The 13049-nt window shown below is 59.5% G+C and carries 9 protein-coding genes, 1 pseudogene and 1 riboswitch; of the genes and pseudogenes, 5 read left to right on the forward strand and 5 right to left on the reverse strand.

Going from position 1 to position 13049, the window contains the following annotated elements; all coding sequences use genetic code 11:
* Window positions 1–19: 19 nt before the first annotated feature.
* Window positions 20–862 (reverse strand): methyl-accepting chemotaxis protein, encoded by an 843-nt coding sequence (locus KGB18_RS30125; protein ID WP_411736824.1) that lies wholly within the window; start codon window positions 860–862, stop codon window positions 20–22.
* Window positions 863–874: 12 nt separating this feature from the next.
* A pseudogene (locus tag KGB18_RS30130) lies at window positions 875–2161 on the reverse strand (HAMP domain-containing protein); the annotation flags it as partial.
* Between the two features lie 274 nt (window positions 2162–2435).
* On the opposite strand from KGB18_RS30130, the gene KGB18_RS17830 reads away from it, so the two are divergent.
* Window positions 2436–3254: a M48 family metallopeptidase gene (locus tag KGB18_RS17830; RefSeq protein ID WP_223570305.1), complete on the forward strand. Its 819-nt coding sequence runs from the start codon at window positions 2436–2438 to the stop codon at window positions 3252–3254.
* A 148-nt stretch (window positions 3255–3402) separates the two neighbouring features.
* Here KGB18_RS17830 and KGB18_RS17835 read toward each other — a convergent pair whose 3' ends face one another.
* The 3 genes from KGB18_RS17835 to KGB18_RS17845 form a co-directional block, all read right to left on the reverse strand.
* Window positions 3403–3987, reverse strand: coding sequence for a TMEM165/GDT1 family protein (locus KGB18_RS17835; RefSeq protein WP_032836242.1), 585 nt, complete (start codon window positions 3985–3987; stop codon window positions 3403–3405).
* Between the two features lie 92 nt (window positions 3988–4079).
* A riboswitch (yybP-ykoY riboswitch) is annotated at window positions 4080–4202 on the reverse strand.
* A gap of 195 nt (window positions 4203–4397) precedes the next feature.
* Window positions 4398–5396: a class I SAM-dependent methyltransferase gene (locus tag KGB18_RS17840; RefSeq protein WP_123719497.1), complete on the reverse strand. Its 999-nt coding sequence runs from the start codon at window positions 5394–5396 to the stop codon at window positions 4398–4400.
* 33 nt (window positions 5397–5429) lie between these two features.
* Complete coding sequence (locus KGB18_RS17845; protein WP_123719496.1) at window positions 5430–6395, reverse strand: 2-hydroxyacid dehydrogenase; 966 nt, start codon at window positions 6393–6395, stop codon at window positions 5430–5432.
* A gap of 337 nt (window positions 6396–6732) precedes the next feature.
* On the opposite strand from KGB18_RS17845, the gene KGB18_RS17850 reads away from it, so the two are divergent.
* The 4 genes from KGB18_RS17850 to KGB18_RS17865 all read left to right on the forward strand — a co-directional run bounded on the left by KGB18_RS17850 (window position 6733) and on the right by KGB18_RS17865 (window position 12959).
* Complete coding sequence (locus KGB18_RS17850) at window positions 6733–7362, forward strand: LysE family translocator (RefSeq protein ID WP_123719494.1); 630 nt, start codon at window positions 6733–6735, stop codon at window positions 7360–7362.
* A gap of 297 nt (window positions 7363–7659) precedes the next feature.
* Window positions 7660–9342, forward strand: coding sequence for a fatty acid--CoA ligase (locus tag KGB18_RS17855; RefSeq protein ID WP_123719492.1), 1683 nt, complete (start codon window positions 7660–7662; stop codon window positions 9340–9342).
* Between the two features lie 334 nt (window positions 9343–9676).
* The gene (locus tag KGB18_RS17860) at window positions 9677–11566 is read left to right on the forward strand and encodes a DUF1302 domain-containing protein (RefSeq protein ID WP_123719491.1); all 1890 of its coding nucleotides are present in this window, start codon (window positions 9677–9679) and stop codon (window positions 11564–11566) included.
* A 28-nt stretch (window positions 11567–11594) separates the two neighbouring features.
* Window positions 11595–12959, forward strand: coding sequence for a DUF1329 domain-containing protein (locus KGB18_RS17865; RefSeq protein WP_123719490.1), 1365 nt, complete (start codon window positions 11595–11597; stop codon window positions 12957–12959).
* Window positions 12960–13049 lie beyond the last annotated feature (90 nt).

Raw genomic sequence — 13049 nt, forward strand, 5'->3', positions numbered from 1 at the left:
CCGCGATGGGGTCTCTGGATCAAACCTTGAACTGATTGATCAACCGCCGTTGCTGTTCCGCCAACTTGGTCAAATCCGCACTGGCCGCGCTCGATTCATCTGCGCCGCCGGCCACTTCATTGGCCACTTGCCCGATGTTGATCACATTACGATTGATGTCGTCGGCCACCGCGCTCTGCTCCTCGGCCGCGCTGGCGATCTGGGTGTTCATGTCGTTGATCACCGACACCGCCTGCGTAATGGTCTCCAGCGCCTCGGCCGCTTTCGCCGCGTGTTGCACGCTTTCGTCGGTGCGGTTCTGGCTGTCTTCCATGACCCGCACCACATCGCGGGTGCCTTGCTGCAGATGCTGGATCATGGTCTGGATTTCTTCAGTGGCCTTCTGGGTTTTCTGGGCCAGGTTGCGCACTTCATCGGCCACCACTGCAAACCCACGACCCTGCTCACCGGCACGGGCGGCTTCGATGGCCGCGTTCAAGGCCAATAGATTGGTTTGCTCGGCGATGCCGCGAATGGCCGTCAGGATCGCATTGATGTTTTCGCTGTCCTTGGCCAGGGTCTGCACCACGCCGACGGCTTTGCTGATCTCCACCGCCAACACGCCGATCGAGTTCGAGGTGTCACGGACGATTTGCATGCCCTGCGCCGCTGCCTGATCCGCATGGCTTGCGGCTTGCGCGGCCTGGGTCGCATTGCGCGCGACATCCTGGGCGGTGGCGGTCATTTCATGCACGGCGGTCGCGACCTGATCGATCTCGGCCATTTGTTTGTGCACGCCGATGTTGGTGCGAATGGCGATGTCGGCGGTGTGTTCCGAGGAATCACTGACGCTCTGCACCGACGTCACCACCTGGGTGATCATTGCCTGCAACTTGGTGAGAAAGGTGTTGAAGCCTTTGGCGATCGAGCCCAATTCGTCGGCACGGTCACTGGTCAGACGGCGGGTCAGGTCGCCTTCACCCTGGGCAATATCATCAAGCATCGCGACCATTTGCTTGAGTGGTCGAGCAATGCCGTGGCCCACCAGCCAGATCACCAACAAACCGATACCGGCGATCAACAGGCCGACCATGGCCATGCCAAAGGTGTCGGATTTGCGCTGTGCGTTCAGATCGCCCTGAAGTTTTTGCAGATCGGCCATCACCGCGTTCAGCGGCAATTGCAGCATCAAGGTCCAGCGGGCGTCGGTCTGACCGATGCCGAAGGGCAGGTACAACTCGATCCGGCCCTGGGCCTTGTCGACGGTGTAAGTCACTTCGCCGCGCTTGAGATTGGCCATGTTGGCAATCTGCTTGCTGTCGAGAATGTCACTGACCTTTTCGCCGAATTTGCTCGGGTCCTTGGTGTAGGCGACGATCCGGCCGTTACCGCCGATCAGGGCCATTTCACCGGCGCCGCTGTACAGTTTCTGATTCGCCCCCAGGAGCATTTCCTGGATGAAGTTCACCGACAGGTCGGCGCCGACAATGCCTTGGAATTTGCCGTCGAGCATGATTGGTTCAATGAAGGAAGCAAGCATGACGATCTTGTCGCCGACCTTATAGGGCGCCGGATCGATCACGCAGGATTTTTGGGTTTCCTTGGAGCACAGGTAGTACTCGCTGGCGCGCACACCGGTGGACAGGGTTTTCTGGTCATCGACGTCCACCAGTTTGTCCAGGCCCAGGCTGCCGTCTTCGTTGCGGAACCACCACGGCAGGAAGCGCCCGTTGCTGGCGTCGATGCCGACCACTGGGGTGTCGACGTAGGCCGCATCATTGTGGTCGAGTGCGTTTTTTTCCCAACCGATGTAGGTGCCGAGAATTTTCGGGTTCCGGGCGACGTTTTCCTTGATCAGGCTGATCAGGTGCTCACGGCTCAGGCTCAACTGTGGCTGACCATCGACGCCCGGGGTACCGATCAACGCGTTCACCCGCACCAGGCCACCGGCGATCAGCAGCGGTGCTTCGAGTTCGCGCTGGATCTGGCTGACCTGGGTTTGTGCCAACGAGGTCAGGCGTTGTTCGATGACTTGCTCGAACTGCGCCTGAGTCCGTTCCTGAACCATGTCTTGGGTCCGGGCGCCGGAAAACAGCGCATACAGCACCAGGGCTGCCACGACGCTGAGCACAATAGCGCCGGCCAGGGCGGCAACGGAAAACTGGATCGACTTGAATTTCATGAGTGCTCCGCACGCAAGAGGACGTCTGCGGTGCTGTATCGGCAGGCTGGCGGAGGGTCATGAACGAGGTGTCACGAATTGGCTGTTTTGGAGTGCTGGATGTCGTAAATGAATCATTGCTGGCCGTGATCGGCCGTGGCGGGCGCTGGTATGTGAATTTTTTCCTACGGTGATAAGGGCTTTATCTGAAATGTACGTGCTACACGTCCGTTGTATCTGGCGCCGATACAAATCCCCACCTAGGATACGCGGCATGTTTCCAGGGAGCTTCTTGATGAATAAGACATTGGTTTTGTGTGCACTGAGCGCAGGTTTGCTGCTCGCCGGTTGTCAGTCGGTCAACACCACCAGCGGTGGCGCCGTGGGCGTTGAGCGCAAGCAATACATGTTCAGCATGTTGTCGACCGCCGAGGTCAACCAGATGTACGCCCAGTCTTATCAAAAGACCGTCGGTGAGGCGAGCAGCAAAGGCGTGCTGGACAAAACCAGTAACGATGCGAAGCGCGTGCAGGCGATCTCCAGGCGGCTGATTGCCCAGGCGCCGGTGTTCCGTCCGGATTCGGCCCAGTGGCAATGGGAAGTGAACCTGATCAAGAGCGACGATCTGAATGCCTCCTGCGGGCCTGGCGGCAAGATCATTTTCTACTCCGGGTTGATCGACACCCTGCAACTCACCGACGACGAAATCGCCGCCATCATCGGCCATGAAATCGCTCACGCCTTGCGCGAGCACGGTCGCGAAGCGATGTCCAAGGCTTACGGTATCGAAATGGCCAAGCAGGGTGCTGGTGCGTTGTTCGGTCTGGGCGAGGGCAGCCTGGCCCTGGCGGACACCGTAGCCCAATACGGCATGACCTTGCCCAACAGTCGCGGCAATGAAAACGAAGCAGACTTGATCGGCCTCGAATTGGCCGCCCGCGCCGGGTACAACCCGAACGCGGCGATCACCCTGTGGAACAAAATGAGCAAAGCCTCGAATGGCGCGCCGCCAGAGTTCTTGAGCACTCACCCGGCGTCGGCCAGTCGGATTGCTGCCTTGCAGGCGGCGATTCCGAAGGTGATGCCGTTGTACGAGAAGGCACCGAAATCCTGATAGATATGCATTGATACCGCTGACGCCTTCGCGGGCAAGCCCGTTCCCACAGGTTTTGTGTCGTACACACATTATGTAATCGACCGAAAACCTGTGGGAGCTAGGCTTGCCCGCGATGAACGATAACGCGGTCTACCGACCTACCGCATCAAACCCACCCACTGCTCTCCATCGCCTTGTACACCGCAACAATCGCCAGGATCAGGAACGCCGACGCCGCCAGGCGACGGATCAGGGTCAAGGGCAGTTTGTCTGCCGCAAAGTTACCTGCCAGTACCACCGGCACGTTGGCAATCAACATCCCGGCGGTGGTGCCGATGATCACCAGCCACAGATCCGGGTATTGCGCGGCAAGCATCACGGTTGCGACTTGGGTCTTGTCGCCCATTTCCGCGAGGAAGAACGCAATCAACGTAGTCAGGAATGGCCCGAATTTGCGGGCGGTGCTGGCTTCGTCTTCGTCCATCTTGTCCGGCACCAACGTCCACAGGGCCGTGGCGGTAAAGCTCGCGGCGAGGATCCAGTGCAACGTCGCATTCGAGAAGAAGCTGCCGAACCAGGCGCCTACCGCACCGGCTGCCGCATGGTTGGCCAGGGTCGCGGCGACGATGCCGGCGATGATTGGCCAGGGTTTGCGAAAGCGGGCAGCGAGAATGAGCGCGAGCAGTTGCGTCTTGTCGCCGATTTCGGCCAAGGCAACGATTGCGGTGGGAACGAGCAGAGAGTCCAGCATCATCAGGGTTTTCCTAAGGGGCGGGTCGACACGGCTATGACACGTACAGCCTTCCCGCCCCGGGTAAGGTGTTCGTGTCATAGGTCTTGTCAAACCCTGCGATCCGTCTGATGCGGACGCTTGGGTCGCATACGCCATGGTCTGAGGACCAAGTATGTTGACGTATGCCGGACGAGCATGGTGCTCGTGGGAGACTACTCCCCTAGGACGGAGCGGATTCTGCCTAGGCAAATCCGATTGGGCAAGCCCCAATGGCGGTAGTTAAGTTGCAGAACCTGTGGGAGCGTGGCTTGCCCGCGAAGAACGATGACGCGTAATACCTGAAAAACCGCGGTGCATTCTTCGCGGGCAAGCCACGCTCCCACAGGTTCTTCGTCGCTCCAGGGCAAGCCTGTTTTGCAAAAGTGTTTTCAGCCGCGCTTGGCCCGGTAGATTCGGAAACCCTGTCCTTCAGCCTTGATCGCACACACGCCCAGGTGCTCCTCGATCAGCGGTTGATACTTCAGGAAGCTGTTCGCTACCAGTCGAAGTTCACCGCCGTTTTTCAGATGTTTAGCTGCTTTTCGCAGCAAGTTCTCGGTGGCGAAGTAGTCGGTGTGTACGCCGACATGGAACGGTGGATTGCTCAGAATCGCGCTCAAACCCATGGGCGCGGCATCGATGCCGTCACCGGTCATTACCTCCGCGTCCAGGCCGTTGGCGGCCAGAGTCAGGCGACTGCTGGCAGCGGCAAACGCGTCCACATCGAGCAGGGTGACCTGGTTGTGTGGATAACGCCGCTTGACCGCCGCCCCCAACACACCCGCGCCGCAACCGAAGTCCAGCAAGTGGCCGCTCGGCAGTTTGTCCAGATGTTCCAGCAGCAGGGCGCTGCCGCGATCCAGGCGACCGTGGCTGAACACGCCCGGCAGGCTGATGACTTTCAATGGGCCTTCGGCCAACGGCAGTTCGTAGGTCTGTGCCAGGCTTTCCAGCGACTTGGCTTCTGGTGCATTGGCCACGGTGACCTGCCAGAGTTGGCAATGCCGTGCGCTGTCGAGCTTGCGGGGTTTGCCGAAGGGGTTCAGTTGCTTGGCCGCGCCTTCGATGCCGCTGCGCTTTTCGCCCACCAAATACAACTCACGGCCGGCCAAACGAGAGGCGAGGGCGTTGAGGATGTAGTCGGTCAGGTCTTTGGATTTAGGCAGAAACACCACGGCACTGTCGAACTCGTGCTCCGGCGCATTCACGCCGAAATGGCTGCGCTCGGCGAAACGGGCGTCCAGCGCCGCTTGATCGCCGGCGTGCCAGCACCAGCCGTGGGCATCGGGCAAGCGGCCCAGCAAATCATCGGCGGGCAAACCGGCCAGCAGCACCGAACCCTGGAATAACTCGGCCTGACGAAGCAGTACTTCACTGCGCGGATCCATACTCTGCTCCTGGAAAAAAAGTGCCGCAGTTTATCAACTGACGACCCGCAGCGCTTGACCGCTGAAGTAGCCTTGGGCGTTTTCGGTCAACTGGCCAACGATTCGCTGCCGCGCCTCGCGACTGCCCCAGGCGTTGTGCGGGGTGACGATCAGCCGTGGAATATCCTGGGCCAACAACGGATTGCCCGCGGTGGGTGGTTCGACGCTCAACACGTCGGTGGCCGCGCCGCCCAAGTGACCGTTGCGCAGGGCGTCGGCCAATGCTTGCTCGTCAATCAAACCACCGCGCGCGGTGTTGACTACGAAAGCACCGGGTTTCATCGAGGCCAGTTCACGGGCGCCGATAAAGTGGCGAGTGTGTTCGTTGAGCGGGCAGTGCAGGGTCAGGGCGTCGATTTGCGGCAGCAGCTCATCCAGCGGCAAACGATCCGGCCGGGCAGGACGCCCCGGAATCTGCCCCAGCAACACGCGCATACCGAACGCCTCGGCCAACCGCGCCACGGCACTGCCCAGTTCACCGTGGCCAAGCAGGCCGAGGGTTTTGCCTTCGAGTTCGACGATCGGGTAATCAAGCAGGCAGAATTGTTTCGCCTGTTGCCAGCGACCTTCGGCGACGGCTTTTTGATAGTCAGTCAGGCGCGTCGCCAGATTCAGCAGCAACATGATCGTGTGCTGAGCCACCGACGGCGTGCCGTAACCCTGGCAGTTACAGACAGTGATTCCGTGAGCACGGGCGGCGGCGAGGTCGACGTTATTGGTGCCAGTGGCGGTGATCAGGATCAGCTTCAACTCGGGACTGGCCGCCATGGCCGCCGCATCGATCAGGATTTTGTTGCTGATGGCGACGGTGGCGCCCTTGAGGCGTTCGATCACCTGATCAGGCGTGGTTTGCGCGAACAGCTGCAAGTCGCTGAAGCACTCACGAAGTGGGTTGAGATCGAGATCGCCGAGGTCCAGGGACGGATGGTCGAGGAAAACGGCGCGGCGAGAGTTCGTCATCAACTGTACCTTTTGTGCATTGAACTGAAGGCGTAATCTGCCGAGCCTACCAGATGAAATAAACAGTTACGCATTGTCTGGCCTGGCACAAACCTGTGGCGAGGGAGCTTGCTGTGGCGAGGGGGCTTGCCCCCGTTGGGTCGCGAAGCGGCCCCAAACCAGGCGACATTGTTTCGTCAGGCAGAACGCATCATCCGGTTTAGCGACTGCTTCGCAGCCGAACGGGGGCAAGCCCCCTCGCCACATGTTTGGCGGATGCCACAGATTTGAGAGTTGGCACAGAGGCGAAGTCGGCCTCAGAATTTTTTATTGATCGCCCTGCCCAAAAGGAGCCCCCATGTACTGGACAGAGTTCTTGACCGTTGCCCTGATTCACCTGCTGGCCGTCGCCAGCCCCGGCCCGGACTTTGCCGTAGTGGTGCGTGAGAGCGTGACCCACGGTCGCCGTGCCGGGACCTGGACGGCGCTGGGCGTCGGCTCGGCGATTTTCCTGCACGTTGGCTATTCGCTGTTGGGTATCGGATTGATCGTGTCCCAGTCGATCGTGCTGTTCAACGCCTTGAAATGGGCCGCCGCCGCGTATCTGCTGTACATCGGCTTCAAGGCCTTGCGCGCGCAACCGGCCCCACCTGTGGCTGACGACCTGCATCAGGAGGCCGGCGAACGTACCGCGCGTGGCGCTTTCACCTCGGGATTCGTGACCAATGGCCTGAACCCGAAAGCCACGTTGTTTTTCCTGTCGCTGTTCACCGTGGTGATCAGCCCGCACACACCATTGGCGGTACAGGCCGGTTACGGGATTTATCTGGCCGCGGCGACGGCAGTCTGGTTCTGCCTGGTGGCGATGCTGTTCAGCCAACAACGCGTGCGCGCCGGTTTCGCCCGCATGGGCCACTGGTTCGACCGGACCATGGGCGCGGTGCTGATCGCCATCGGCGTGAAGCTAGCGTTCACCGAGATGCATTGATCAAACACTACTCTGCCAAACGGCGCGGTCCCTTGTAGGAGCTGCCGAAGGCTACGATCTTTTGATCTTCTGCGATATCGAAATCGCCCAAGATCAAAAGATCGCAGCCTTCGGCAGCTCCTACGCCTGATTCAGCAGCGCATCCGATAGAGATAACGAATTCCTGCAAGTAATGGCGCAAAGCTAGCATTTATACGGCTCTGCAAATCATCCCTTTGGCTGATTTGGCTGGCGTTCAAGGGCTCTAGAGTGCTTAGCTTTAAAAGCCAAGACCGTGCAGTCAGAAAAGGGACTCTTATGTTGCAGACTCGCGTTATCCCCCCAGCCGAGGGCGCTTACCAGTATCCGCTGTTGATTAAACGGCTGCTGATGTCCGGCGCCCGTTATGAAAAAACCCGCGAGATCATCTATCGCGATCAATTGCGCTACAGCTATCCGACTCTGATCGAGCGGGTCGCGCGGCTGGCCAACGTGCTGACGGCCGCCGGCGTGAAGGCCGGAGATACCGTGGCAGTGATGGACTGGGACAGCCATCGCTACCTGGAATGCATGTTTGCCATCCCGATGATCGGCGCGGTGATCCACACCATCAACGTGCGCCTGTCGCCAGAACAGATTCTCTACACCATGAACCACGCCGAGGACCGCTTCGTGCTGGTCAACAGCGAGTTCGTCGGGCTGTATAAGGCGATTGCCGGGCACCTGACTACTGTGGAGAAAACCCTGCTGCTGACCGACTTGCCGGAAAAAACCGCCGACCTGCCAAACCTGATTGGCGAGTACGAGCAATTGCTGGCCGCTGCGAGCCCGCAGTACGACTTTGAAGATTTCGACGAAAACTCGGTCGCCACCACGTTCTACACCACCGGCACCACCGGTAACCCCAAAGGCGTGTATTTCACCCATCGCCAGCTGGTGCTGCACACCATGGGCGTGTCGACCATCATGGGTTCCATCGACAGCGTGCGCCTGCTGGGCACCAACGACGTGTACATGCCGATCACCCCGATGTTCCATGTGCATGCCTGGGGCTTGCCATATGTAGCAACCATGCTCGGGCTCAAACAGGTCTACCCTGGCCGTTACGATCCCGAGTATCTGGTGGAACTGTGGCGCAAGGAGAAGGTGAGCTTTTCCCACTGCGTGCCGACCATTCTGCAAATGGTCCTCAATGCCAAGGCGGCGCAAAACATCGATTTCGGTGGCTGGAAAATCGTCATCGGCGGCAGTGCGCTCAACCGTGCGCTGTATGAAGCGGCCAAAGCCAAGGGCATTCAGTTGACCGCCGCTTACGGCATGTCGGAAACCGGGCCATTGGTATCGTGCGCGCACCTTAACGATGAGCTGATGGCCGGCACCGAAGACGAACGCACCACCTACCGGATCAAAGCCGGTGTACCGGGGCCATTGGTCGAAGCGGCGATCATCGACACCGATGGCAACTTCCTGCCTGCCGATGGCGAGACCCAGGGCGAACTGGTGCTGCGTGCGCCGTGGCTTACCGAGGGCTATTTCAACGAGCCACAGAAAGGCGCCGAACTCTGGGCCGGGGGCTGGCTGCACACCGGCGACGTGGCGACGCTGGACAGCATGGGCGTGATCGACATTCGCGACCGGATCAAGGACGTGATCAAGACTGGCGGCGAGTGGATCTCCTCCCTGGACCTGGAAGACCTGATCAGCCGCCACCCTGCGGTACGCGAAGTAGCAGTGGTGGGCATCGCCGATCCGCAGTGGGGTGAGCGGCCGTTTGCGCTGTTGGTCGTCAGGGAAGGGCATGAGATCGGGGCCAAGGAACTCAAGGAGCACCTCAAACCGTTCGTTGAACAGGGGCACCTGAGCAAGTGGGCTATCCCGAGCCAGATCGCCATTGTTACTGAAATTCCCAAGACCAGTGTCGGCAAACTCGACAAGAAGCGCATCCGCGTCGACATCACCGAATGGCAGGCTAACAACAGTACCTTCCTCTCGACGCTTTAAGCGTCCGCTGGCGCGCCGAAAACGGCGCGCCAGCCCCACCAAGCAAGCGCTTGACTTGTGAAATCCGAATTTTCAGCCATCCTTGCCGGGCCGACATGTGTCGGACTGGCGAAAGGACTGTTCCAGAGTGGCCGGCAGCTGCAAATCACACTTTAGAGGGATCAAGCACTACTACCTGCTGGCTATAGTCCGCTCAAGGATTTTTAAGAACGGAGCTCACGCACAAAACGGGGCGATGCAACTTTGGAGTGACTTCGGACCGCTTGGCTTCCGGTCACCCACAACGTTTTTAAAAGTACTCAGCCATAACAATAATGCACATGGAGTAGCGTCGATGACATCAGTAAACCAGTTCTGGCGCCGGGCGAAACTGCCCCTGGCGGTCAGTCTCGCCTCTTCGCTCGCCGGGCCTGCATTCGGCGTCAGTTTCAACGTCGGTGAGATCGAAGGTCAATTTGACTCATCCCTGTCGATCGGAGCCAGTTGGTCTACTCAGAGCCCCAACAAGAATCTTATCGGCGTCAATAACGGGGGCCACGGCCTGTCCCAGACGTCCGATGACGGTCACAACAACTTCAAGAGCGGCGAAACTTTTTCGAAGATCTTCAAGGGCATCCATGACCTTGAATTGAAATACGGCGACACCGGTGTCTTCGTCCGGGGCAAATACTGGTACGACTTCGAACTCAAGGATGAAAGCCGCGAGTTCAAGGACATCAGTGACAGCAACCGCAAGGAAGGCGCCAAGTCCGCCGGCGGCCAGATCCTCGATGCCTTCGTCTACCACAACTACGCCATTGCCGATCAGCCGGGTTCCGTGCGTCTGGGCAAACAGGTTGTGAGCTGGGGTGAAAGTACTTTCATCGGCGGTGGCATCAACTCGATCAACCCGATCGATGTGTCCGCATTCCGTCGTCCCGGTGCCGAGGTCAAGGAAGGTCTGATCCCGGTCAACATGTTCTACGTGTCCCAGAGCCTCACCGACAATCTGTCGGCCGAAGCCTTCTATCAGCTGGAATGGGACCAGACGGTTGTCGATAACTGCGGCACCTTTTTCTCCCAGCCAGACATCATTGCCGACGGTTGCGACAACAACCTGCGCGTGCTGAACAAGCGCTCGACCATTCCGGCCGCGGCCCTGCCTACATTGACCAGGCTGGGCGTCGACGTGAACGATGAAGGTGTGCTGGTGCGTCGTGGGGCGGATCGCGATGCGCGGGACAGCGGCCAGTGGGGCGCGTCCCTCAAATACATGTTCGAGCCGCTAGACACCGAGTTCGGTGCCTATTTCATGAATTATCACAGTCGTGCGCCGATCTTCAGCGCCACCGGTGCTCCAGCGGCGGCCTACGCCCGGGCAGCGGCTTTGCCAGGGGCGCTTCGCGCTCTGGCGCCGTTGGTGGTCGCAGGTAATTCCGAGTACTTCGTCGAGTACCCGGAAGATATCCGCCTCTACGGCTTGAGCTTCTCCACTACCCTGCCTACCGGTACGGCGTGGAGCGGTGAGATCAGCTATCGTCCGAACGCGCCGGTGCAACTCAACTCCACCGACATCCTGTTTGCCGGCGTACGCCCATTGGGTGGCGCCCTGACCAATGCTTCGCTGCTCCCCGGTGTACCGGGTCAGGATCTGCACGGCTATCGCCGCAAGGAAGTCACCCAGTTCCAGACAACTCTGACGCACTTCTTCGATCAGGTCATGGGCGCCAGTCGTCTGACCCTGGTGGGCGAAGTGGGCGTCACCCATGTTGGCGGCCTGGAAAGCAGCTCTGATGTCCGTTACGGCCGTGACCCGGTCTACGGGCCTGGTGAACTGCCGGCTACCGGCGGCCTCAACACCTGCTCGGCGATCCTTAACACCAGCACCATCAACGGTGCCGGCGCGGGTGCTGCTACCAACAACCGCAGCCGCAACTGCGAGGACGATGGCTTTACCACATCGATGTCGTGGGGTTATCGCGGTCGCGCCATCTGGGATTACAACGACGTGTTCGCCGGTGTGAACCTCAAGCCGAACGTGGCCTGGTCCCATGACGTGAGCGGTTACTCGCCTGGCCCTGGCGGCAACTTCGAGGAAGGTCGTAAAGCGGTGAGCCTGGGTGTCGATGCCGAATACCAGAACACCTACACCGCGAGCCTGGCGTACACCAACTTCTTCGACGGCAAGTACACCACCGTGGATGATCGCGACTTCGTTGCGCTCAGCTTCGGCGTGAACTTCTAAGCACTGTATTTTCAGGACGAACACATTTATGAAAATAACAAAGAGTCTGTTCCACGTTGGCGTTCTGGGGCTGTCGCTGCTGGCAACCGGTGTCATGGCGGCGGTCCCTGCGGCCGAAGCGGACAAGCTGGGCAAGAGCCTGACCCCGATGGGCGCCGAGATGGCGGGCAACGCCGACGGCTCGATCCCTGCCTGGAAACCCATGGCGAAAAACGCCGGTAGCGTGGATAGCAAGGGTTTTCTGTCTGATCCGTTCGCGAGTGAAAAACCGCAGTTCACCATCACCGCGCAGAACGTCGACCAGTACAAGGACAAGCTCGCGCCGGGCCAGTACGCGATGTTCAAGCGCTATCCGGAAACCTTCAAGATGCCGGTCTACCCGTCCCATCGCGGTGCCACCGTGCCGGATGACGTGTTCGCCTCCATCAAGAAGAACGCCACCAACACTAACCTGGTGTCCGGCGGCAACGGTCTGGAGAACTTCGAAACCGCAATCCCGTTCCCGATTCCGAAAAGTGGCGTTGAAGTCATCTGGAACCACATCACCCGTTATCGCGGCGGCAGTGTGACCCGTCTGATAACCCAGGCCACACCGCAGCCGAACGGCTCGTTCAGCCTCGTGTACTTCGAGGACCAGTTCGTGTTCCGCGACAAGATGAAGGATTACGACCCGAAAAATCCGGGCAACATCCTGTTCTACTTCAAGCAGAAAGTGACCGCACCGGCGCGTCTGGCCGGTGGTGTGCTGCTGGTACACGAAACCCTCGACCAGGTTAAAGAACCGCGTTCGGCGTGGGTCTACAACGCCGGGCAACGCCGTGTACGTCGTGCGCCGCAAGTGTCCTATGACGGGCCGGGTACCGCTGCCGATGGCCTGCGTACCTCCGACAACCTGGACATGTACAACGGTGCGCCGGATCGCTATGACTGGAAGCTCGAAGGCAAGAAAGAGATGTACATCGCCTCCGACAGCTACAAGCTCGATTCGCCACAACTGAAGTACGCCGACATCATCAAGGCCGGTCACATCAATCAGGACCTGGCTCGTTATGAACTGCGTCGGGTCTGGCATGTGGTCGCGACCCTGAAGGAAGGTCAGCGTCACATCTACGCCAAACGTGACTTCTACATCGACGAAGACACCTGGCAGGCGGCGGTGGTCGACCACTACGACGGTCGCGGGCAACTGTGGCGCGTCGCCGAGGCTCACTCCCAGAACTACTACGACAAGCAAGTGCCGTGGTACACCCTCGAAACCCTGTACGACCTGCAATCGGGCCGCTACCTGGCCCTAGGCATGAAGAACGAAGAGAAGTCGGCCTATAACTTCGGCTTCACTGCCAGCACCGCAGACTTCACCCCGGCAGCCTTGCGTCAGGAAGGCGTTCGCTAATACGTTGTAAATCGAGGCCGCATCCTCGAAAAAACGCCCCGACTGGTTCGGGGCGTTTTTTTGGAAGTTCATAAAGATCGTTGTAGCAGC

The sequence above is a fragment of the Pseudomonas sp. BF-R-26 genome (assembly GCF_019947395.1).
Classification (GTDB): Bacteria; Pseudomonadota; Gammaproteobacteria; order Pseudomonadales; family Pseudomonadaceae; genus Aquipseudomonas; species Aquipseudomonas farris.